Origin of the sequence: Flavobacterium psychroterrae, assembly GCF_018380615.1 — a bacterium.
GTDB lineage: Bacteria > Bacteroidota > Bacteroidia > Flavobacteriales > Flavobacteriaceae > Flavobacterium > Flavobacterium psychroterrae.
The window spans coordinates 46,818-71,062 of sequence record NZ_JAGYVZ010000015.1 but is presented as its reverse complement, the minus strand read 5'-3'; the positions used below and the strand labels follow the sequence as shown (position 1 = coordinate 71,062).

At 33.0% G+C, this 24,245-nt stretch carries 16 protein-coding genes and 3 pseudogenes; 16 read left to right on the top strand and 3 right to left on the bottom strand.

The genetic code is table 11. From position 1 onward, the window contains the following. Positions 1–170: 170 nt before the first annotated feature. The 16 genes and pseudogenes from KHA90_RS16025 (at position 171) to KHA90_RS15955 (ending at position 21,256) form a co-directional block, all read left to right on the top strand. Positions 171–4,016, top strand: coding sequence for a T9SS sorting signal type C domain-containing protein (locus tag KHA90_RS16025; protein WP_244860390.1), 3,846 nt, complete (start codon positions 171–173; stop codon positions 4,014–4,016). Between the two features lie 160 nt (positions 4,017–4,176). Further along, on the top strand, positions 4,177–5,838 hold the full coding sequence (locus KHA90_RS16020) for a T9SS type A sorting domain-containing protein (RefSeq protein ID WP_213302695.1): 1,662 nt from the start codon (positions 4,177–4,179) through the stop codon (positions 5,836–5,838). Positions 5,839–5,920: 82 nt separating this feature from the next. Continuing rightward, positions 5,921–10,561, top strand: a complete 4,641-nt coding sequence (locus tag KHA90_RS16015; protein ID WP_213302692.1) for a DUF5977 domain-containing protein — start codon at positions 5,921–5,923, stop codon at positions 10,559–10,561. Between the two features lie 34 nt (positions 10,562–10,595). Further along, positions 10,596–14,105 carry a DUF6443 domain-containing protein gene (locus KHA90_RS16010; protein WP_213302689.1) on the top strand — a complete coding sequence of 1,170 codons (3,510 nt, stop codon included), beginning with the start codon at positions 10,596–10,598 and terminating at the stop codon, positions 14,103–14,105. A gap of 19 nt (positions 14,106–14,124) precedes the next feature. Further along, positions 14,125–14,628, top strand: coding sequence for a hypothetical protein (locus KHA90_RS16005; protein ID WP_213302687.1), 504 nt, complete (start codon positions 14,125–14,127; stop codon positions 14,626–14,628). 105 nt (positions 14,629–14,733) lie between these two features. After that, entirely contained in the window at positions 14,734–15,840 is a 1,107-nt protein-coding gene (locus KHA90_RS16000; protein WP_213302684.1) for an RHS repeat domain-containing protein, read from the top strand. After that, entirely contained in the window at positions 15,840–16,322 is a 483-nt protein-coding gene (locus KHA90_RS15995; protein WP_213302681.1) for an SEL1-like repeat protein, read from the top strand. The genes KHA90_RS16000 and KHA90_RS15995 overlap by 1 nt, the downstream gene beginning before the upstream one ends. A gap of 45 nt (positions 16,323–16,367) precedes the next feature. Next, positions 16,368–16,562, top strand: a pseudogene (locus KHA90_RS25840) (RHS repeat domain-containing protein); the annotation flags it as partial. Then, positions 16,536–17,198, top strand: coding sequence for a hypothetical protein (locus KHA90_RS15990; protein WP_244860388.1), 663 nt, complete (start codon positions 16,536–16,538; stop codon positions 17,196–17,198). The pseudogene KHA90_RS25840 and the gene KHA90_RS15990, both read left to right, overlap by 27 nt. Before the next feature lie 2 nt (positions 17,199–17,200). Beyond that, positions 17,201–17,629: a hypothetical protein gene (locus tag KHA90_RS15985; RefSeq protein WP_213302678.1), complete on the top strand. Its 429-nt coding sequence runs from the start codon at positions 17,201–17,203 to the stop codon at positions 17,627–17,629. 4 nt (positions 17,630–17,633) lie between these two features. After that, positions 17,634–17,825, top strand: a pseudogene (locus KHA90_RS25835) (RHS repeat-associated core domain-containing protein); the annotation flags it as partial. A gap of 769 nt (positions 17,826–18,594) precedes the next feature. Continuing rightward, a complete protein-coding gene (locus KHA90_RS15975) occupies positions 18,595–18,780 on the top strand; it encodes a hypothetical protein (RefSeq protein WP_213302675.1) in 186 nt (61 codons plus the stop codon). Between the two features lie 21 nt (positions 18,781–18,801). Then, a pseudogene (locus KHA90_RS25420) lies at positions 18,802–19,674 on the top strand (RHS repeat-associated core domain-containing protein); the annotation flags it as partial. A gap of 5 nt (positions 19,675–19,679) precedes the next feature. After that, positions 19,680–20,030 (top strand): hypothetical protein, encoded by a 351-nt coding sequence (locus KHA90_RS15965; RefSeq protein ID WP_213302672.1) that lies wholly within the window; start codon positions 19,680–19,682, stop codon positions 20,028–20,030. A gap of 95 nt (positions 20,031–20,125) precedes the next feature. Continuing rightward, positions 20,126–20,374, top strand: a complete 249-nt coding sequence (locus tag KHA90_RS15960; RefSeq protein ID WP_213302669.1) for a hypothetical protein — start codon at positions 20,126–20,128, stop codon at positions 20,372–20,374. Between the two features lie 417 nt (positions 20,375–20,791). Then, the gene (locus KHA90_RS15955; protein WP_213302666.1) at positions 20,792–21,256 is read left to right on the top strand and encodes an RHS repeat domain-containing protein; all 465 of its coding nucleotides are present in this window, start codon (positions 20,792–20,794) and stop codon (positions 21,254–21,256) included. A gap of 137 nt (positions 21,257–21,393) precedes the next feature. Here the strand turns inward: KHA90_RS15955 and KHA90_RS15950 are convergent, their stop codons facing one another. The 3 genes from KHA90_RS15950 to KHA90_RS15940 all read right to left on the bottom strand — a co-directional run bounded on the left by KHA90_RS15950 (position 21,394) and on the right by KHA90_RS15940 (position 24,052). Beyond that, complete coding sequence (locus KHA90_RS15950) at positions 21,394–22,275, bottom strand: cupin-like domain-containing protein (protein ID WP_213302662.1); 882 nt, start codon at positions 22,273–22,275, stop codon at positions 21,394–21,396. 83 nt (positions 22,276–22,358) lie between these two features. Continuing rightward, positions 22,359–23,447 (bottom strand): biotin synthase BioB, encoded by a 1,089-nt coding sequence (bioB, locus tag KHA90_RS15945; protein ID WP_213302659.1) that lies wholly within the window; start codon positions 23,445–23,447, stop codon positions 22,359–22,361. Positions 23,448–23,614: 167 nt separating this feature from the next. Beyond that, positions 23,615–24,052, bottom strand: a complete 438-nt coding sequence (locus tag KHA90_RS15940; protein WP_213302656.1) for a hypothetical protein — start codon at positions 24,050–24,052, stop codon at positions 23,615–23,617. Positions 24,053–24,245 lie beyond the last annotated feature (193 nt).

Sequence of the window (24,245 nt, the reverse complement as noted above, 5' to 3'; positions counted from 1 at the left end):
ATCCAATTACTTATTTTATAAAATCCATTCCGTTATGCGGAATGGATTTTTTTTTGAAGAAGATTTAAATTGTTTCCAAAATAAGGGATTTGCGAAGCTGAAAGAAAAACACTATAATTGCAGTTAATTCTTACAATTAAAATTGTAGTTGTAATTCAATCTTCTTAATTTTGATTAGAAAATTCATTCTCGCATTTACAGTACTTTCTTTATTTACCGAAATTCAGGCACAACAAGGAAAATTAGATATCACTTTTAATACCATTGATAACGGAATAAACGGCGACGGTTTTGACAAAACAGTCCGAACTTTATCCTTACAGTCAGATGATAAACTTATAGTTGGTGGTGAATACCTAAATCTTAACGGAATACCTATTTCATATTTGACCCGGTTAAAGCCGGACGGAACAATTGACGACGAATTTGATTTGGAAACAGGTTTAAATGGTAAAGTTTACACTTCGCATATTCAAACAGACGGCAAAATAATCGTTGCAGGAAGTTTTACCTCTTATAATGGCAACAATTCAGGAAGACTTATTCGGTTAAACCAAGATGGTTCGCAGGATACAACATTCAATACTTCGCCGGGAGCGACTAACGGAATCATCTACAAAGTTTGTCCTCAGCCTGATGGAAAAGTTATAGTCGTTGGAAGTTTTACAAAATACAACAATGTAACGGTAAACAGAATCGCCAGAATTTTACCAAACGGTGCTTTAGACACTTCTTTCAATACAGGATCAGGTGCTGCTTTGAACATTACAGATGTTGCAATTTCTTCAGATAATAAGATTTTAATCTCAGGTAACTTTATTTCATTTAATGGAGCTACTACAAGTAAGATTGCGCGTTTGCTTCCGGATGGAAGCATTGATACCAGTTTTAATAGTGGTTCAGGTTTTAATGAAGATGTAAACTCCATGATTTTACAACCCAATGGGAAAATTATATTAGGCGGAAAATTTACTGATTATAACGGAATCAGTGCTAATAGAATTATCAGGCTTAATGAAGATGCAACAATTGATCAAAGTTTTTTATCAGGATCAGGTTTGAACACAGATGCTGTTCAGGTAATTAAAACAGATACTTTCGGGAATATAATGGTTGGAGGATCTTTTAAAGGTTTATATAACGGAAGTGAAGTCAACCGAATGTTTCTTTTAAATTCAAACGGAACTCTAAAACCAAATTTCAATACAGGTTCAGGACCAGCGTCGGCATCTGTTTTTGCTTTCGAAAATGCTCCCGATGGATCTTGGTATATCGGAGGCTCATTTTTAGTTTTTGACGGTCAAAATCAAGGTAAATTAGCCAAAGTTGATGCACAAGGACAACATGATACATCCTATTTAGCCGCCGGAGTTGGTTTTGATAACGCAGTTCATAAAATTCTATCATTAGAAGATAGAAAAACAATGGTATTTGGAAATTTTACTAAGTTCAATACTCTTTTTGCACCAAGGATAACCCGGCTTTTAGAAAACGGTTTATCTGATGAAACCTTTAATGCAGTACAATCCGGAGCCAATAATCTTATAAAAACCGCAGTTTTACAATCAGATGGGAAAATAATTTTAGGCGGAAATTTTACAAAATACAATGATATTATTTCTAACCGCACTGTCAGAATTTTATCTGATGGTGCAATTGACCCTACATTCAATATAGGTACGGGATTTAAAACTCAGGTTTATGCAATAGCAATGCAGGATGAAAAAGTAATTGTTGCGGGAAATTTTACAACTTATAATGATCTACCAGCCGGAAGAATAGTGAGATTGTTAGAAAATGGTACACGTGATCCCGGTTTTAATGCAGGTCTTGGCGCAGATGCAATAATTGAAACAATCTTGGTTCAGTCAAACGGAAAAATTCTGGTAGGTGGAAGATTTAATACTTTTAATGGTCAGTCGTTTTCTCGGTTAGTCCGTTTGAATTATGACGGAAGTATTGATTCGGATTTTAATATCGGAACTGGTTTTGACAAATTTGTCTACACAATAGCGTTGCAATCGGATAAAAAAATAATCGTTGGCGGAACATTTTTAAGCTATAACGGAATCTCCCAAAAACGAATTTTAAGATTAAATCCTGACGGAAGTTTAGATACTACTTTTGATTCCGGTTCAGGTTTTAGTAATGGTGATGTTTTAACGCTTTTAATTCAGCCAGATGATCGAATTTTGGTTGGAGGAACTTTTTCAGGAACTTATAAAACTTATCCTTCTTTACGATTAGTTCGTTTGATGAATTCAGGAGATTATGATGCTTCTTTTCAGGCAGATTTAAATGGAAAACTGAATACAATGAGCTTTTCATCAGATCACAGATTAATGATTGGTGGAGATTTTAATTCAGTTTCAGGACTTTCAAAACATAGAATTGCACGCCTTAAACTTTGCCTGGAATCTACAATTTGGAATGGTATTTCCTGGTCAAATGGTTTTCCGTCAGGCGGAAAAGAATTAACTTTCAATGGCGATTATCCCAATTTAACTTCGGCAAATGCTTGTAGTTGTTCAATTGAAATCGGGAAAAATATAACACTTTTAAGTTCGAATACTCTAAGTCTTGAATTTGATTATTCAGGATCAGGAACATTAATTTTAGAAGATTCAGCAAGTTTATATCAATCAGATGACGATATGGTAAATACCGGAATTGTGGATATAAAAAGAAAATCTTCACCCATTTTAAAATTCGATTATACTTATTGGTCTTCTCCGGTAGAGGGTCAAAAATTGATTGATGTTTCTCCAGATACATTATGGGATAAATATTTTTCTTTTGATTATGTATCGGGAAATTGGAAAGATGAAAATTCATCTAATATCATGACATCCGGAAAAGGATATATTATTCGCGGACCACAAGATTTTTCTACAACTGTTCCTTCACAATTTGAAGCAACATTTAAAGGAATTCCCCATAACGGAAAAATTGATTTAGATGTGGGGATTGATACTTATAATCTAATCGGCAATCCGTATCCATCAGCTATAAGTGCTGATATGTTTTTGTTTGAAAATAAACTGAATTTAAAAGGAGCGCTTTATTTCTGGACGCATAATACGCCATATAATTTTACTGAATATTCTTCAAATGACTATGCCGTTTATAATTTATTGGGCGGTGTAGGAACACGAAGTTCGGTTTCTGCGGGAGTTAATGAAACCATTCCTGATGGAACAATTGCTTCCGGTCAGGCTTTTTTTGTGGCAAGTAAAAATTCAGGCATTGCCCAATTTAATAATAGTATGCGAATACAAAACAAAAATTCAAGCTTTTTCAAACCTTCAAAAAATACTAAACCAAAGAATTTAAACCAAATTGAAAAGCACCGTGTCTGGCTGAATTTTGAAAATAAACAAGGTGTTTTCAAGCAAATTTTATTTGGATACATCCAAGGAGCAACAAATTCATACGATGAAGATTATGACGCCGAATCCTTTAACGGAAATCAATATGTAGATTTTTACAGTATTACCGATCATAAAAATCTAGTAATTCAGGGTCGCGCTTTGCCATTTATAGATACAGATGTAATTCCGTTAGGATATAAGACAAAAATTGTGGGAGAATTTACAATATCAATTGATGATATTGATGGTGATATAAGTAATCAGCCAATTTATATTGAAGATAAAACAACCGGAATTACGCACAACTTACAAAGCAGCAATTATACGTTTACCACGATCGCAGGAACTTTTGAAGATCGATTCCTTATAAAATATACAGATAAAACGCTAAGAACAAAAGACTTTAAAAATCTAGAAAACGGAATTTTAGTTTCAGTTAAAAACAAAGTAATCAACATAAAATCATCAAAAGAAAACATAAAAGAAGTTACTGTTTTTGACATCACAGGAAAACTACTTTATGATAAAAAGAAAATAAATAGTGCCGAATTGCAAATTCAAAACTTGCCAGTAAATAATCAGTTTTTATTAGTGAAAGTAACTTTAGAAAATGATTTTATGGTGACAAGAAAGATTGTGTTTTAGTATAAAATACAAGTTGATATTTATAAAAACCCATTTCATTTTGTGAAATGGGTTTTTTAGTTAGTGAGAAAAAATCCCTGAAACGCGGTATTGTTTTTAAGATAATCTTTAGCTATCATTGTTATTAATTTAAGTTTTTACTTACATAAAATTAATTGTTATGATTAAAAAATACTTACTACTCTTACTTTTTTGCCCGTTGCTTAGTCATTCCCAAGACATTCTTTGGGAAAAAGTCTATGGCGGTTTAAATTCAGATTATTTATTTGATGCACAATCTACTGCAGATTACGGCTTTATACTGGCGGGAAGTTCTTTGTCTAATAAAACAGGGAATAAAGAAAATGATAATAAGGGTGATCTGGATTACTGGATCTGGAAGATGAATCAAAACGGAGATCTCGACTGGCAAAAGAGTATTGGTGGCAGTGGTTTTGATTTGCTCAAAAGTATTAAAACTACCGCAGATGGCGGTTTTATTCTGGCGGGAACATCTAATTCTCCTAATGACTTTGATAAAAAGGATTCCTGTAAAGGAGGTAATGATTTTTGGGTAATTAAATTGAATGCTGCAGGCGTTGAACAATGGCAAAGAACTATTGGCGGGAGTGGTCAGGACGAATTATTATGCGCTTTCCAGACTAAGGATGGCGGCTATATGTTAGGAGGTTCGTCTTCTTCAAGTCCAAAATTATTAGACAATGATTTATTGGTAAATCAAGATTTTTCCTCTACGGATTTATATACAAAAACAGAAAAAAGTCGGGGTAATATGGACTACTGGATTGTAAAACTGGACAAAACAGGAGTTATAGAATGGCAAAAAACCTATGGAGGAGAATATGCTGATGTATTAAGAAGCATGAAGCAAACCAGAGATGGAGGATACATTTTAGGAGGATATTCAAACTCACCACAATCAGGAGATAAAACAGAGCCCAATAAAGGAATAGGAGATTATTGGATTATAAAAATCAATAATGCAGGAGTTATAGAATGGCAACAAACTTATGGAGGCAATGGTGATAACCAGCTTTATGTAATACATCAGACAGAAGATGAAGGATATATAGTAGGAGGAAATTCGAACAGTACCAGTCCGCTTACTTCATTAGGAGGTATGGTGGCAAAAGGTACAGATTATTGGGTTTTAAAACTCGATAAAAAAGGAAATGTCATATGGAGCAAAACTTTTGATTTTGGTAAAACAGATATTTTGACTTCAGTATTAGAAAGCAAAGATCATAGTTACCTCATTGGGGGTTATAGTCAAAAAGAAGAAAATCGATCTATGGAAGGGATTGCTGGAAAAACTAAGGGACTTATTAGGGAAAATAAAGAAGAAAACGGATATATAGCTTTAAAAATAGATGATAAAGGCGAGGAAATTTGGAGGAAAACAGTAAAAAGTAATGGTGAAGATGTGTTACAAAAGCTTTTCGAAACCAGAGATGGTGGATATCTAATGGCTGGAACTTCTAAATCAGGAACTTCAAAAGATAAAAAAGCCAGTATTGGAGGAAATGATTTTTGGGTGGTAAAACTAGAGGATAGATTAAAGCCGGACAAAGTAAAAACTAAAGGAATAGAAGCTATTCCTAATCCTGTAGTGACTTTTACCAACATTATTATAGGGTACAAATATGAAAACGGTACTGCAACTGTGGTGGATATGGCAGGGAGAATATTAAAGCAATTTGATATTACAGGACAAACTATTCCAGTTAATTTAAGCAATTATCCTGAAGGAATTTATATCGTGAATATAAAAACGAATGTGCAGAGTGATGGAGTGAAAGTGATACGAAAGGGGAAAAATTAAATGATTTAAGCGAACACAGAATTAGGAATTTCGATCTTAAACCGTATTTCCTAATTTGTTAATAACCAGTAACTAAATAACCATGAAGATTAAATTTATAATACTATTTATATTATTAAACCTGAATTTGTACAGTCAGAAATCAACAGAATATGATTACAATATTCCTTTGCCACCGGAATCTTATCAGTTTAAAAAAAGATTATTAAACAATGTGTCTCTATACACGGGACAGCCTTCTATAAATATTCCAATATATTCTATTAACCTCGATGGTGTGGAAGTACCAATTTCTATTTCATATAATACCGGAGGTATTAAAGTAGAAGAAGATGCTACATCTGTTGGTTTAGGCTGGAGTTTAAATATTGGGGGACAAATAACACGAAACAATCATGGCGCCCCAGATGAGCGTTTTTTTATCCATCAGGATTATAGTAACAAAAATACATTTGGAATTGGAAGATTAAAAACCTCTATAGATCCTACTGAAAGTTCAGAGTGGAATTGTAATAATGATGCTGAGCATGGCAGCAGGATGCAGTTTTATGCAAAAGCATTTTTAGCAGGAAATGATGTAAGAAATATTTACGGGAACGATGATTCCCGTCCTGATGAATTTTACTACAGTTTCTTCGGTCATAGTGGAAAGTTTATGTTTAATCAGGAATTAAAAAAGTTTATCACTTTTCCATTAGATGATATTACTATTAATTACGAATTAGGTAAATTATCAACTATTCCGCAAAGTAACTTTTTTGATAATTTTAATGTAAAATTACCTAATGGTTATAATCTGATTTTAGGTAAAGATGGAACTTCATCTATTAGTCAATATGGACTTACTCCCTTTGATCAATCCTGGCAATTAAAAAGAATAATTTCACCAAACAACAAAGAAATTATCTACAATTATATTTCGGCTAATTATATGCTGTATACAAATTTGGGAAATCATGTTAGTCAAATAATTGTTAGGTCTTCGCGAGAAATAACAGGAAGTTCTTATGAGTCAAATATTACTGGTACAAAAGAAAAATTGATCTCCGAAATTATTTTTCCTTCAGGAAAAATGAATTTTATTTATGGAGACAGACTAGATTTACAAACTGGTGCAAAGAAATTAGAAAAAATAGAGGTTTACGATATTTCGAATAATTTAATTAGAAAAATTGAATTAGTTCAAAGTTATTTTAATTCCAATCTTCATCTTTTTTCTAAGGATGAAGTCAACAAACGTTTAAAGCTTGATGCAGTTAAATTTTACGACACTAAAAATACTGTTGTAGAGAATTATAACTTCGATTATTATTTATTTGATAAAATTCCTTCAAAATATTCAAAAGCCCAAGATCATTGGGGTTATTTTAATGGTAAAGAAACTAACTTTTCTCTTTTTCCTGAAAATTTATTGCCAGAATATCACGTCGAGGGTAGTTATGGATTTAATAGAGATGTAGATACCTTATACACAAAAACATTTTCTCTAAAGAGTATTAAATTCCCTGAAGGTGGGGTTAAATATTACGATTATGAAAATCATAAATGTTTAACTGGAGCTACAACTGCAAATTATTTTGATGCTATTTCAGATGAACGATATGCGCTTAAACAAGCATCACTCACAATTTCAGGCTATGCTTTAAATTATTATTATCCTGCTCCTAATGAAGTGAATATGTTCAATAAAGTATTTTATAGCGAGCCTTTAGAAACAAGTATCTATAGTACATCGTTAAAATCTAATGAAGTAAACCTTTTAATAAGATCAAATTTGCCTTTTCAGGTTCCTAATTATAGAAATATAAATGCTGAATTTAATAAGGTTGAGTTTTACCTGCAGGAAAAACAAGGAGATGGTACTTATAAGGATATAAAATATCAGGGTACAATTTCTAAAGACGAACATCCATCAGGTAATATAAATAGTTACTTTGATTTGGGAGGTAAGGGTAGTTATCGAATGAAAGTTGTTGTTACACAAAATTACTTATTATCAGATTCTAAGGATTATAATAATTATCATAATACAAGTTTTATTTTAAAGTATCGCGATAAAGTAAGAGATGATGTAAAAGTTGGAGGATTAAGAATAAAAAATATTCAAACATATACCGATGAAAATTTAAATAGCGCAAAATACACAACTTACTTCAAATACTTAAATGATGATAAAATTACATCGGGTAAAATGATGAATGTACCATCTTATGTAGAAAGTATTTCGCTGTATGTTTTTGATGGTATACATTATGAGCCGGGTCAAGGAGGTCATTCAACTCAAATTGAAGATCAACTTGGAATAAGGTTATCATCATCCTCAACTTTACCACTTTATAAAACTTCAGGTTCAAATGTAGGGTATACCAAAGTAAGTCAAATAGACTATGATAATATAAATAAAACAGAGATAAAAGAAGATAATTATTTTAGTTTTAAAGAACCTTTATTTTCAGAAATACCTCTGTTTGATGACAGGCGTGAAGACGAACCTCAGGAATGGCACAGAGGAAAACTTCTAAGAAAAGTATTTTATAATGATAAGGATATTGTTAAAGAAGAAGCATATGACTACTACGGAAAGGAAGTTGAAAAAAACAGAGGTTATGTAGATGAAATTAATTACGAATTAATGGATCAAAATCAATTGTGCACGGGGAATTCGTATGTTTCTAAACATATTTTTCCTTTAGGAGTTAGCTTTCCAAATATTTTAAAAGATATTCCAAAGTATGCTTTGAATTCTTTTGCTTATGATGGAATTTATGCAGCAAATAAATATACTATTGAAAATTATGCTCCAAAGGGTTTAAAAATCCCCTATTTTAAAATCTACACAGGTTTTGATAAACTAAAATCAAAAACGGTAAAAAATTATTTCACTGATGGCATAGTCGTAGAAAGTGAGGAATATTTATATAATAATTTACCCTATAATATTGAACTAACGTCGGTTAAAAGTACTACTTCGAAAAACAGCGAAATTCTCGAAAGCAAATATTTTTACCCTCAGGACCCAGAAATGGCAAGTGAGCCATTTGCACAGGAACTAATCGCAGCAAACAGAATTGGAACACCGTTAAACACCCAAGCCTTTAGAAGTGGAAACAAATTATCAGAGCAAAAAACAGTTTACGATAAAAGTATTGCAACCAGCAATTTATTATTGCCTAAATATATTCTTGAAAATAAGGGAGCTGCAGCTTTGAATGCAGTAATCGACAAAAAAATCTCCTATGATTTATACGATGATAAAGGAAATGTTTTGCAGTATACGCAAGAAGGTGCTACACCTGTATCAATTGTATGGGGATATAATAAAACGCTGCCAGTGGTTAAAATTGAAAATCTGGCTTACAAAACTATTCCCGTCAATTTAATTAATGAAGTGCAAACGGCCTCTTCGGATAAAGGAAGTGAAACAAATATGGCAACTGCATTGGCTAAGTATTTTTACAATTTTAGCATAGGGTTAAGCAATACTATGATTACCACATACATGTATAAACCTCTCGTAGGAGTTAGCCGAATAGTAGATGTAACGAATCAGGCAACTTACTACGACTATGACAGTTTTAATCGATTAAAATTTGTTAAAGACTGGCAGGGAAATGTTTTAGAATCATATTGTTATAATTATAAAGGACAAATTATGGATTGCTCATTAAATGTAGCGCCAGTTTACAGCAATGTTGCAATTAGCAAATCTTATGACAAATACAACTGTCCTTTAGGGCAAGTTGGTCCTGTAATTTTTTCTGTTTCGGCAGGAAATTACACGTCACTTATATCACAAGCTGATGCAGATGCACAAGCTTTGGTTTATTTAGATAAACAAGGTCAATTAAATGCGAACCGAAGTTCATATTGTGTTTTTATGAACACCGAAATAAGTCATCAATTTAATAAAAATAATTGCTCTTCCGGTGCTGTAACTTCTGCAATAATGTATTTGGTTCCTGCTCGTAAGTATTATTCTTATGTTTCGCAGGCCGAAGCTGATAAACAAGCTCAGAATGATATAGATAAAAATGGTCAGATTTATGCGAATACTAATGGAGCTTGTATTTTTAAAAATAACGCTTTAAGCAGGCTTTTTACTAAAAATGATTGCGAAATAAATGGTATACCACCAGACGCTATCTTTTATGTAGTAGAAGCAGGAAAATACATTTCAAAAATTTCACAGCAGGATGCTGATTTACAGGCGCTCTATGATATTGAACAAAACGGGCAAGAATATGCTAATGTAAATAGCAAGTGTATTTACACGTACAAAAATATAGAAATACACCGTTCATTTAGAAAAAATGATTGCCCTCCTGAAAGTATTCTGCCTGACCCTGTTTCTTATAAAGTCGAAGCCGGAAAATATATATCAAACATTTCACAAGAAGAGGCAGATAATCTTGCAAAGGCAGAGTTGCAACAAAGCGGACAGAACTTTGCCAATACAAACACTGTTTGTAAAATGATTAATTGTACCGTTGTGATGTCAGATTCAGATTCGAATATGTCAATGGTATGGATAACTGTTACAGCGATTCCGCCAAGCAACGACCCAATTACAATCAATGTAAGAATTGCGTATCAATATCAAATCAATAAAATAGGCTACTACAGCAAAGATCTTATTTTACCGGCTGGACAAAAAACGAAAACTTTTCAGGTTCCGCTTACGTTTATTGGCGCAGCTGAGCTAGACTCTTTTACGGTTAAATAACTCACTCTATTTTAAGATTTTAAAAGCAAATAAGATGAAAAAATATATAGCACTAATTATTTTAGTTGCATTTCCCAGTATGGATATTTCCGCACAATACTTTAGCGATGATAATTTTATTTATAAAGCAAAGCCCAAAAAACCAACGCAGGCAGATTATTTTAAAACATTAAAAAAGGAAGATATGATTCAAAGTGTCACTTATTTTGATGGTTTAGGGCGTCCTGTTCAAACAATTGCTATTGGCCAGGGTGGTGATGGATCAGATATTATTACACCCATAGAATATGATGGATTTGGCAGACAAGAGAAACAGTATTTGCCTTTTTCGCTTCCTAATACTAATAATCAATACCCGAGAATCGAAACGCAAACAGCAATAAATAATACCCTGTCCTTTTACAGTACCGAAAAATACAATAATACTGCAAACCCTTTTTCTCAAAAAAAGTTCGAAAATTCTCCACTAAACCGTGTTTTAAAACAAGCTGCACCCGGCAACGATTGGGCGATGAATGAAGGTCATGAAATAAAAATGGAGTATCAGACTAATGCAGCTGGTGAAGTGCGATTATTTGAAGTAATCACAACTTGGGATGCATCAGCCGGACTGTATGATATCTCCTTTTGGGACAACGGAAATTATGACAAAAATGAATTGTATAAAACCGTTAGTTATGATGAAAATTCGGCTAAAGATGCTTTTGAAGAAGATGCAAGTACTGTAGAATTTAAAGACAAAGAGGGGAAAATAATTTTGAGAAGAACCTATGAATCCCAAAAAAAACACGACACTTATTATGTATATGACGAATATGGAAATTTAACTTATGTGATTCCTCCTAAAGCAGATGGAGTTATTAATGACGAAATCCTCAACAACCTTTGTTATCAATATAAATATGATAGTCGAAACCGCTTGGTTGAGAAAAAATTGCCGGGAAAACAATGGGAGTTTATTGTATACGACAGACTTAACCGTGTTGTAGCAACCGGACCGGCTAATTCTCCGTTTCACGAAGATAAAGCTGTAGGATGGCTGATAACAAAATACGATGCGCTTGGCAGACCAATATATACAGGATGGGATAAAAAAGCGGCCGAGAGTGCCGGAAGATATATTTTACAGCAAGAATACAATCAGGAAAATCCAGTATTAGAACCTAGCCAAAAATCAGGTACTATTGAAGGTATTCCGGTAAATGACAGTAAGGTTCCATCATCGGGGTTTAAAATTCTTACCGCTACTTATTATGAAAACTATGCCTTTCCCAACGCAGCCACTAAGCCTTCGACAATACAAGGACAACAAGTTTTATTTACCAATACGCGTTTAGTAACAGGCGGCTGGACAAGAGTACCCACAACAATATTAGAAGTTTTGGGCGGAACCAATTCAATATTTTATGATGTGATGCGAAGACCTATAAAAAAACATATTACCAATCATTTAGACGGCAATTCGTATGTAGAAGACCGGCTTGATTTTACAGGAAAAAAACTTTTTTCGGTTACGAGTCATAAACATTCCTCATCAGCTATTGCGGTAACTGTTTCCGAAAATTTTACTTATTCTCTGCAAGACCGCTTACTAGCCCATACCCACAAAATAGGTTATGGCACAGAACAATTATTAGCAGAAAACACCTATGATGCATTAGGGCAATTGATTAGTAAAAAAATAGGAAATACCGTGGCAGCCCCTTTTCAGAAAATTGATTATAATTACAATATAAGAGGCTGGCTAACACATATTAATAATATAGATAATTTACAAGAAGAGAATGACCCTGGAGATCTATTTGCTTTTAAAATAAATTACAATAAAATTCAGGGAGGTATGTTTCAATCTCAAGAACTTTATAATGGTAATATAGCCGAAACTTTTTGGGCAACAAATTCAGATGGAGGTGTAATTCGTGGCTATGGATATCTTTATGACAAGTTAAACCGTTTGAAAGTAAGTACCTACCAAACACCAAAACTTACAGATAACAAAAATTATTTTGGAGAATTTGCCGCTTATGACAAAAACGGAAATATAACAAATATGCAGCGCAAATCTATAGCAGGAATATCCAGTAACCCATATGTAGATGATATGGATATTTTGGACTATTTTTATAAAGAGAATTCTAACCAGCTTATGAAAGTAACGGATTACAGCAATAACCCGCAAGGATTTAAGGACGACAGCGACGGTTATAATGATACCGAAGATGATTATACTTATGATGATAACGGAAATTTAATAAAAGACCAAAATAAAAACATAACCGAGATAACATATAATCACTTGAATTTGCCTAAAAAGATAACATTTGCTACAGGAAATTCTATTGTTTATATTTACAACGCAGCAGGGCAAAAAGTGGAGAAAATTGTCACGGATAATGGGGTTGTAACCAGTACTAAATATTTAAACGGTTTCCAGTATAAAAATAACATTTTACAGTTTTTTCCAACAGCCGAAGGTTATGTAAGGAACACCAGTACAAATCCTGCAACATATAATTTTGGTTATGTATTTAATTATACAGATCATTTGGGCAATGTTAGGGTAAGTTATGCTAAGAATCCAACAACTAATAAATTGGAAATATTAGAGGAGAACTCGTACTACCCATTCGGACTCAAGCATCAAGGGTATAATACGGATAATTTACAGCCAAATTATTTGCAGAAATTTAATGGCATGGAATTACAAACAGAACTAGGGCTAAACATGACGGCGATGGAATACCGCCAATATGATAATGCTTTAGGAAGGTTTAATTCTATTGACGCTTTATCAGAATTAGCTTTTTCAATTTCCCCCTATCGTTTTGCGTATAATAATCCGGTTTATTTTAGTGACCCAACAGGTTTATTTGAAACTAGAAAAGAAGCCAGAGCCTATAGAAGAGAACATGATATTACAGGAAGCATAGTTAAAAATAGTGACGGAGGTTATTCTATAAATGATAAAGCCAATAGTATTTCGTATTTTAAGCCCGGCGAAGGAATTGAAGTGAGTACAATGGGCAGTGACGGTGTAGCAACAGCTGCATTGGCGACCCAAAGCAGTAAAAGTTCTCCAATAGTACAGGAAGGAATTGCCCTATGGGGAAGTAATCCTTATGGAGATTTAGAAGGATGGAAAAGAGGGACAGCAAGTCAATCTGTTAATGCTGATGATATTGCAGTCATGGGTCCTGCAGCAATGTCAGTAAAAGGACCCAATGCATTTGAGCGATTATTTAATGCTCTTAAAAATGGATGGGATTTATGGGTAAAAGTGGAAAACATTGAAAGTGTATCAGGCAGAACATTAACTCCAGGGACAATTGAAACTCAAAATATTGAACCCGTAATGGTTACTATACCTTTATATCACTATGATGTAGATGATACCCCAAATAATATGCCTTCAGTAGGAAGAAAAGGATATCATGATACATTAATAAATACTTCGCAGAGAGATGTTATTGATAGGATTAATAAATCTAATTATAAAAAACAACAAACAAAAGCTGATGCACTTGCTAAGGCAAAAGGACTTTAAAAAATGAAAAATTAGAAAAATGAAAAATATAATGTTATTGAGCTTTTTAATTTGTCTGTTTTCTTGCAAAAAAGAGGAAAATAAAAATATTAAAAAAAAGCAAGAAGATAATTACAGTATAAATGTAGATTTTCCTGATACAGTTTATGTCAGTAAATATTATAATGGTAAAATAAATTATAAAAATGAGTTAGATACTATAACAACAAAATTACTTGATATAAATAAGCCTAGATTTCTTGAATACGGTTTTACACTAACAAGAAATATTACCTATAACGAAACACATCTAAAAAAAATAGAAACGGATACAATGATTGCAGAGAATAATAGAATGATTCCACTTTACAGTATTCGTTTTAAGCAATTAGGAGTTAATTATATTGACGGTATGGTTACAGATGAAGTAAATATAGAAAATGGCGGTAAAAATGAAAAGGGAGAGCCTATGACAAGGGTTATTACAAATGAATTTAGAGTTACTAAAAAAGTTATTGTAATAGAGAAAAAAGAAAAGAAATAGAATTTTAAAAAAAAAGTGTTTTGGAAACCCCCTCGCTGGGGCAAGCGTCTCGCTTTTGTGTTCATTTTTGATGTATGAAGATTTTACAACGCAGCAGGGCAAAAAGTGGAGAAAATTGTCACGGATAATGGGGTTGTAGTAACCAGTACTAAATATTTAAACGGTTTCCAGTATAAAAATAACATTTTACAGTTTTTCCCAACAGCCGAAGGTTATGTAAGGAACACCAGTACAAATCCTGCAACATATAATTTTGGTTATGTATTTAATTATACAGATCATTTGGGCAATGTTAGGGTAAGTTATGCTAAGAATCCAACAACTAATAAATTGGAAATATTAGAGGAGAACTCGTACTACCCATTCGGACTCAAGCATCAAGGGTATAATACGGATAATTTACAGCCAAATTACAAGTATAAGTACCAAGGACAGGAATTACAAGATGAAATGGGTCTTGGTTGGTATAGTTACAAATGGAGAAATTATGATCCCGCAATTGGTAGGTTTATGTCTATTGACCCGTTGAGCGAAAAATATGCTTATCAATCACATTATAATTTTTCTGAAAATAGAGTAATAGATGGAAGGGAATTAGAAGGCCTTGAAGTTGTTTTAATTAACCCTACTAAATCATCCTCTACAGAGCAACAAAAAGTGGCTGATCAAAAAATTTATAACGGATCAAAGAATATTCTTAATGGTAATGGATTGATTACTGTAGTAGGTCATGGAAACCCTAAACGTTTAGATAATGATGTTAGAGGAAGTAGAATAGAAACAGCATCCCAACTTAACGCTGTTTTAAATAGAAATAGTGATGAATGGAAAAATAAAGAAAAAGGAGAAGGTATGACAGTAGCGTTATATGCTTGCCGAACTGGAGCTAATCAAAAGAATCAGGACGGCTCTAGTAAAAAAGAATCTTTTGCACAAAACATATCACGCTCTTCAGAATTTAAAGATGTCGAAATTATTGCGCCAGATCAAAGAGTGTATTTTACAGATGGTGGTCCTATTGGGACTTATAAAGCAGAATATGCGGGTGAAAATGATGAGTATAAAGCAGGTGCTAAAGATCATAGTATGTCTAATGAACCAGGTAATTGGAATGTTTTTAAAAATGGAGAATTAATTCGAAGTTATAAAGGTGACTGGAAACCAAAAAATGATCCTAGCATTTGGGATAAACTAACTAAAGAAAAAAAATAATGAAACCAATAACTATTTTAATTATAAGTTTAATTTTTGTATTAATACTTATAAGTTGTAATAAAAAAGAGGAAGGCCTTCCATTAAATAGTCCAACACCTTCTGATAGAGATTTTTATATAAAAGAAGCTTTGGTAAAGGGAGATACTAATGCATACCTTAATTTAAACAGCTATTATATGGATTACCCTATAGATGGTATTTTGTATTCAGCAATTATAATGGCTAATAAATATGAGTATCATTTGGCTTATTTGAATGTTTACGAAGCATTAACAAGTCAGGATCACAAAGCAGATGTTTCCGAACTTGAAGATTTAGATAAAAACACAAGAAAAATAGCTTTAGAATATTTAATTAAAGGAGCTGAAAAAGGTAATAAAAGCTGTAAAAGCATTTTGGGACATCATTACTTAGAAGGTAGATTTGTAGAGAAAGATACAATAAAAGGTGAACAATTAATAAAAGAAGGTGAACGTTGAAAGAATGAGATAGTTTTTAGTAAACTTTTTAAAAGTGTCTGGAATAACAAGTATAAGTACAACGGGAAAGAGCTTCAAGATGAGCTGGGGCTTAACTTCTATGATTATGGGGCTAGAAATTATGACCCTGCTTTGGGACGTTGGATGAATATTGATCCGCTGGCGGAGCTAATGAGAAGACACAGTCCATACAATTATGCTTTTAATAATCCAATGAGATTTATAGACCCAGGTGGAATGGGACCAAATGATGTAATAATAAACGGAACAAAAGAAAACCAACAAAAAGCATTTGAACAATTGCAAAAGTCTGTTGGTAGTCAATTATCTTTATCAATGAACGATAAAGGGAAAGTTTCTTATTCCCAAAATTCAACAGGACCACTTAATGAAGGAGCATCAAAATTAACCCAAGCAATCGACGACCACTCTGTCGTTGCAAATATAAATTCTACAGACAATTTAGTTTCTTCTGTGACAGGATCACTTTTACAAGGAGAATTCCAAGGTAACACATTAGATGTAATATCTGGTGTAGCAACCGCACAACAAGAAATGAATGTAAATGTTTTAGAAAGGGCAGATAATGTAAAAGGTACACCCGGAGAAAATGTATTGCATGAAACTATTGAAGCATATGGCGGAGCCAAAATTAATCAAAGAGATAATATTGGGATAGTACCGGCTGCAATGATTGGAATTCCAAATAATGTATATAATGAAGCTCATCAGAATTCACCTGGTGGACAAGCTGCCGATCAAGTTCAGTATGATAAAAACCCACCGAAACCTGGACAAAGGGTTTATAATCCTTCTACACAAGGTAGTTTGAAAACACAAGGAATTATAATTCAAACCTTTCCTCAAAAAATGTAAATATGAAAAAAATAATCTTAATTGTATTGATATTAGGTCTAATATCGTGCTATTCTAAAGTCAAAGTATCAAAAACGAATAATCTAGCGTATTTTAATCAAAATAAAGAAGTTCTAACTATCAAAAGCATAGATTCATTTACTTCATCTAAAGTGGTATATGTAATTAAAGCATTTGATAATAAAAATAAGCTTTTTAAAATTGTCTCAATAAAAAATGAAGATAGTATAGAATTTAAAGATAATCACAAAGAGATAGAGGTTGGTAAAACATACTCTTTTGAATTGTATTCTGTTTTTAGTGGAATAAGTTTAGGAAGCCCTCTTAAAACCTACACAGTGTACAATGTTAACATATCAATAGAACCTGAAAAGTCTATTGATGATTTATATAATACACCTAATTTAAACGGTTTAAATTTAATTCCATAACAATTACAAGTATAAGTACAACGGCAAGGAGCTCCAAGATGAGCTGGGGCTTAACTTCTATGACTATGGAGCAAGAAATTATGATCCTGCACTTGGTCGTTGGATGAACATTGATCCGTTGGCGGAAAAAATGAGAAGATTTAGTCCTTACACGTATGCATTTAATAATCCTATGCGATTTACAGACTCCGATGGAATGGCACCTAGTGATATAATTGTGAATGGTTCACAAGCTATAAAATTTACAGAGCAATTAAACTCTTCATCAAGTTTAGCTATAACTAGAAATGATGAAACAGGTAAGTTATCTGCAACAGGTAAAGCAAAAACGAAGGCTGATAAAAAACTATTGGAAGCTATAAACAGTAAAGAAATAACAGTTAATATTAATGCAACAAGTGATAATTTTATAGGTAATAACGTAATTTTCGGTGGAGCTTTTGGTGGTAGTGAGTTTAATGAAGGTACTATTGTAGCAACACAAGTAGTAAATCCAATACAAGCAGGGATCATAGAAGATCTTACTGGTATGTCTAGTGGAACTATTGCGATGCATGAAACGTTAGAAGCATATTTAGGAGCTGAAAAATCACCGGGTGCAGGAGGGTTTAATAGTGATGAAAGGAGTTATGAAAAGGCTCATAAAGATGCGATGAAATTAGAGCCTAATGCTAAAAAAGTTAATACTCTAAATGGTGTTAGAGTTAGAGCATCTAACGAAAACCGAACTGAAAATACTGCCACTTACAGTGGAGTTATATGGAAGGGGATTGACTATAGGCAGTTATTTATTGATGAGAATGTTCCAATAAAAAGAGAATAATTATGAAAAGAAAAATTTATGTTCTTGCCTTTTTATTTTTAATTATGCAAAATATTTTGGCTCAGAAATGTAGAAACTATAAAGTATTCGTGGAGTTACAGGTAATATTTATGAGAAAATTTTGCGGTATAAAAAATATGAATTGGTTTTATTAAAATACGTTCCAGTAATTAAAATTCCTAATAGAAAGAATTTTTCTATAGCTATTGAAGATAAAGTAGTTTGGAGTGATGGAGGAAAATATACTGCTTATACAACAGATATGTTATCAGGTTTATATTTAACTACTCGCTGTAGCGAACATGCTGCTTATGAAAACAAAAAATAATATGTAAATTATAAATATAAGTACAACGGAAAAGAGCTTCAAGACGAGTTACAACTTAATGTTTACGACTATGGAGCACGTAATTACGACCCTGCACTTGGTCGATGGATGAATATTGACCCGAAAGCTGAACAAATGAGAAGACACTCACCTTATAATTATGCATTTAATAGTCCTATATATTTTATAGACCCTGATGGTATGTCTCCTGATGATTGGAAAACAGATGCTAACGGAAATATGGTATTTGATGTTAACCTTACTAAAGAAAATGCATCAACACAATTAGGTGAAGGAGAATCTTATGTTAGAAAATCAGCTTTTCAAGATAATGGAAATGGAACATCAACAATTTATAATGAAGGAGGTAGTAAAGATGTAGCAATAAATTTAAATGATGTAACCATCCAAAGTGAAAAAAGTAGTTATGTTATGTCAGGGGAGTACGGTCCTTATATGGGGCCTGATGCAATGAGTGTATCTTATAGTGGTTCTGTAAATGGTTTGTTTTTCTCAGCCAATTTATCAGTAGGGCTTGCCTTAACGGGTGACGACGCAGCTCTTGTTGTTTCTGGCGGTATAAATTGGGGTCCACAATCAGATTTATCTCTTCCTGGTATTAAAGGTGGATGGAGTATAGCTGCCCATAATAACGAAGGTAATAGTTCTGACGTATTAGCTGGATTAGGTGGTACAAGTGTTGGCTATTTTGGAGGACTAGGTATTGGCGGAGGAATTTCAAAATCAGCTTTAAAAAATGGAGAATTAGACCCTAATGGAGTTAGTAATATAAGCGTAAATATCGGACCTACAGTTGGTTTCGGGAAAACAAAATCGACAGGATATTCTTTTAAAGCAAGTGACGGAATAAACAGCATAAAATCTTTATTTTAAAACTTATGAAGAAAATTTATCTTACAATATTATTAATATTTTTTTATTCATGCGGCGATGTACTTAAACCTAATTGTGATGAAAGTGCAAATTCTAATAGAGAAACTGAATGTTTAATTATTTTTGATAAATTACCAGCATTTAGCACACCTTATTTAAATGCTAAAGGAAAAAATCTGTTGACGGGTAAAGAATGCGAATGTGAGGATATAGGGAGATGGTGGATACAGTATAAAGAATATTTAAAAAAAGGTGATACTATAATTAAAAAGAAAGGTGAACTCATTTTTAGCATACATAAAAAAGATACCGTTCTTCGATTCAATTATGAATGTAATGATAAGGTCTATAAATAATATTAAGCATGAAAAGATATATATACGTCTTCATTTTTTTTAATTTACTATTAAGCTGTAATTTTAATGGAAATGTCAGTTATGAAAATGAGGAAATGGAGAAAGAAAATGCTCAATCTGTAATTGGAACATTTTATATGTATTCAAGTAAAAATGATTTGGATAAAGCAATGAGCTTATTTAGTGATTCTTTTTATAAAATTACAAATAAGAAAGATTTAAAAGATTTTTTAGTTAGCAAAAACATAAAGCTAGGAGTTTTTAAAGACTATTCATTAAGAAGTTGGAAAACAAATCGTGTCATAGGCACAAATCCAAAAACAGAGTATTTATTTATGATGTAAAATATAGTAATTCAGATGCTGTAGAAACGATTTCATTAGTAAAAGAAGATGATGTTGTAAAAATATATGGATACAATGTTGATTCAAAAGATTAGGGAAAATGAATCAGATGTATTGATGGTTAATTATGTCCTTCTCCTAAGCAAAATCAGAATTAGGGGTAATGTATCAGATGTGTTGGTGGTTAATTATTCCATATAACATTTTTAGATAATCAATGATTTATAGTAATATCCCCCAGCTCCCGCACGAATCCTTTCGTGTGGCCCGTGCTGGCGCGAGCATCTTGCTTGTGAACGCAAAGATCTATGAAGATTTTACAACACAGCCAACCAAAAAGTAGAAAAAAATGTAACTGAAAACGGAGTTGTAACCAATACAAAGTATTTAACAGGTTTTCAATATAAAAATAATGTTTTGCAATTTTTTCCAACGGCAGAAGGTTATGTGAGAAACACGAGTACAAATCCTGCAACATATACTTTTGGTTATGTGTTTAATTATACAGATCATTTGGGCAATGTTAGGGTAAGTTATGCTAAGAATCCAACAACTAATAAATTGGAAATATTAGAAGAGAACTCGTACTACCCATTCGGAATTAAGCATCAAGGGTATAATACGGATAATTTACAGCCAAATTATTTGCAGAAATTTAATGGCATGGAATTACAAACAGAACTAGGGCTAAACATGACGGGGATGGAATACCGCCAATATGATAATGCTTTAGGAAGGTTTAATTCTATTGACGCTTTATCAGAATTAGCTTTTTCAATTTCCCCTTATCGTTTTGCGTATAATAACCCGGTTTATTTTAGCGACCCGATCGTTCAGATATACTCAACGATAGCGCGGAAATTCTTTCCGTACCCGTTCTAATATTATTAAACCTGAAATTTTTTTGCTAAGATTTTTTTCTATTCTTTGTGGGCACGGATTGCAAATCTGCGCTATCGTGTATCGTGCGTGTTTATATAGCAAGGAAAACTGTCGTTTATGATAAACGATAAAAAGCATTACGACACTTTTCTTAAAAAAGTCTTTTCGAGATTTCCATGAGTATTCTGCATTGCTTTTTCATTTTTGTAATCAATCCATTTCTGACCTTTTACTTTTCGCATTAAAATATCGAAATGGCGCATAATAAAAATATTATAAGCCGCTTTAGATAAATTCACAATACTTTTAGGGAAAGAACGCAAACTCATAGAAAATCCAGGAGTTAAATACTTCATATAATGCCAATAACCTTCGGGCATATATAACATTTCGCCATGTTTTAGATTTGTGATAAAACCTTCGGCATTTTCAAGAGCAGGGAATTTTACATAATCGGGATTGTCAAAATCAATGTCTTCTCTCGAAATCAAAGCATGCGGAACTTTGTACATATATTTAGATTGATCCGGCGCAAAAAGCATACATTGTTTTTCACCATGAAAATGGAAATGCAAAATATTCGAATAATCAATATCATAATGCATGAATACCCTTGAGTTTTCACCGCCAAAAAACAACATTGGCAACTGCTTGACTAATCTCAAACCAATATCCGGCCATAAAAAATCATTCTTTAAAGTTGGAACTTCCTTCATTAAATTATAAAGAAAAATGCGGTAATTAGTAGGTTTCGACTCTAATAAATTAATATAATCGCCCATTTTCATTTTAGTATGCGCTTCATTAAAGCCATCTTCATGATTAACAGGTCTGTTGTCGTATAAAGGAACGACAGTATCGCCGGCGATTTCTTTGATATAGTTTAATTTCCATTTATGATAAGCCGGCCAGTCTTCGGTTAGCTCTTCAATAACAACGGGAATTTGCTTTTTTACATATTGGGAAATAAAATCAGATTTCGAGATCTTTTTTACCCTTTGGATTTGTTGTAACTTCATCTCTTTAAAAATAAAAAAATTGCTTATAGCTCTGTGCTACAAGCAATTTAAAAATAGTCGTCGAGATATATTAACTCATTTAATTAAATTTTTGCTTTAATCGAAGCTTCAAGGTTTCGTTCGATAGTATGTCCCGGTCTTGACCATCTTGGTTTTTCACCAAGCGTAGTAAATTGAGAATCCGCAGCTTCTACTGTTTGCGGCTGTGAAACCTTAACAAATGGTTTTTGCGGAATCAATCCTAATAAGTCAAACATTTTCATGTCTTCCTGAACATCAGGATTTGGCGTTGTAAGTAATTTATCACCTGCAAAAATAGAATTCGCGCCTGCAAAAAAGCACATTGCCTGACCTTCGCGGCTCATATTAGTTCTTCCGGCAGATAATCGAACCTGTGTATCCGGCATTATGATTCTGGTTGTAGCAACCATTCGGATCATTTCCCAGATTTCAACAGGTTTTTCTTCTTCCATCGGAGTTCCTTCAACAGCGACCAAAGCATTAATTGGCACAGATTCCGGTTGAGGATTTAAAGTCGAAAGTGCTACAAGCATTCCGGCTCTGTCTTCGATACTTTCTCCCATCCCAATAATTCCTCCGCTGCAAACCGTAACATTGGTTTTACGAACATTTTCAATAGTCTGCAAACGATCTTCAAAACCACGAGTTGAAATTACATCTTTATAATATTCTTCAGAGGTGTCTAAATTATGATTGTAAGCATATAAACCGGCTTCTGCTAAACGTTGCGCCTGATTTTCGGTAATCATACCTAAAGTACAGCAAACCTCCATATCCAGTTTATTAATGGTACGAACCATTTCTAAAACCTGATCAAATTCTTCACCATCTTTTACATTTCTCCAGGCCGCTCCCATACACACCCGCGATGATCCGCTGGATTTTGCACGCAAAGCCTGAGCCTTAACCTGACTTACACTCATTAAATCATTTCCTTCAACTCCTGTGTTATAACGCGCAGCTTGCGGGCAATAACCACAATCTTCAGGACAACCTCCCGTTTTGATCGAAAGCAAAGTAGATACCTGAACAACGTTAGGATCATGCTTCTCTCTATGAATTGTTGCTGCTTCATAAAGCAGGTCCATCAAAGGTTTATTATATATGGCGATTATCTCGTCTTTAGTCCAGTTGTGTTTTGTAATGCTCATTGATACATTGTTTTTGTGAATCAAAAGTAATTAAATTGTTTTAATCACCAAACGTTGAATTTTGTAAATGATTTCTTAAGAGATATTCTAAACCCAAAAACACTCTAAAATCATAGAATTGTGTTGATGATTTTAGAGTGTTTATGGTTTGTTTTTATCCTGAAAAGTTAATCGGCTATATATTTGTTGTTCCAGTACAACATCATCATTAAAGTAACAATTACCGATGAGGCAAGTCCTTCAAAAAGCAGACAAATGCAATATGTAGGTACAGATGGATCTCCGCCAAACATAAAAGTTTTAGAAAGCGTTTCTACATATGCATCGCCACCTCTGGCATAACTGTAAATTAATAATCCCAGGACACTAAATGAAACTCCCACTACAGAAGTTGTCATTGCAGAAACCGCATTAGATACAAAATTAGTTTCACCCTCCTTCAGGTTCATTTGCATTGTTCTGTTTACACCATAAAAGATAAAAAACACATTTAGGGTTCGCAGGTAAAATAAATGAGAAAGCCCTAATAAACTCATCAATAAAAAATAAATGCCTATTCCGAGGAAAATCAAAAAACCGTTGGTAATTTCTTTAGGTAAATTCATAGTGGTTATTTTTAAAGAAGTTAATATTAAATCTTTGATAAACAGAGTTCTATATCAAATTTACAGAAAAAACAGCTACGATGATTTAAAAGTAGGGTAAAAGAATGACCATCATAGAATTTAATAAATGATAGATCAGAAGTTTTTAAAAATTGTGATCGAAAAGTGTAATCCCTGCGGGCAATGTCATTAA

What these genes read in the sequence shown, in the direction of transcription:
- KHA90_RS16020 (WP_213302695.1), top strand. Translation starts at nt 4,177, where the DNA reads ATGATTAAAAAATACTTACTACTCTTACTTTTTTGCCCGTTGCTTAGT.
- KHA90_RS16015 (WP_213302692.1), top strand. Translation starts at nt 5,921, where the DNA reads ATGAAGATTAAATTTATAATACTATTTATATTATTAAACCTGAATTTG.
- KHA90_RS16010 (WP_213302689.1), top strand. Translation starts at nt 10,596, where the DNA reads ATGAAAAAATATATAGCACTAATTATTTTAGTTGCATTTCCCAGTATG.
- KHA90_RS16005 (WP_213302687.1), top strand. Translation starts at nt 14,125, where the DNA reads ATGAAAAATATAATGTTATTGAGCTTTTTAATTTGTCTGTTTTCTTGC.
- KHA90_RS15995 (WP_213302681.1), top strand. Translation starts at nt 15,840, where the DNA reads ATGAAACCAATAACTATTTTAATTATAAGTTTAATTTTTGTATTAATA.
- KHA90_RS15990 (WP_244860388.1), top strand. Translation starts at nt 16,536, where the DNA reads ATGAGATTTATAGACCCAGGTGGAATGGGACCAAATGATGTAATAATA.
- KHA90_RS15985 (WP_213302678.1), top strand. Translation starts at nt 17,201, where the DNA reads ATGAAAAAAATAATCTTAATTGTATTGATATTAGGTCTAATATCGTGC.
- KHA90_RS15965 (WP_213302672.1), top strand. Translation starts at nt 19,680, where the DNA reads ATGAAGAAAATTTATCTTACAATATTATTAATATTTTTTTATTCATGC.
- KHA90_RS15960 (WP_213302669.1), top strand. Translation starts at nt 20,126, where the DNA reads ATGGAGAAAGAAAATGCTCAATCTGTAATTGGAACATTTTATATGTAT.
- KHA90_RS15950 (WP_213302662.1), bottom strand. Translation starts at nt 22,275, where the DNA reads ATGAAGTTACAACAAATCCAAAGGGTAAAAAAGATCTCGAAATCTGAT.
- bioB (WP_213302659.1), bottom strand. Translation starts at nt 23,447, where the DNA reads ATGAGCATTACAAAACACAACTGGACTAAAGACGAGATAATCGCCATA.
- KHA90_RS15940 (WP_213302656.1), bottom strand. Translation starts at nt 24,052, where the DNA reads ATGAATTTACCTAAAGAAATTACCAACGGTTTTTTGATTTTCCTCGGA.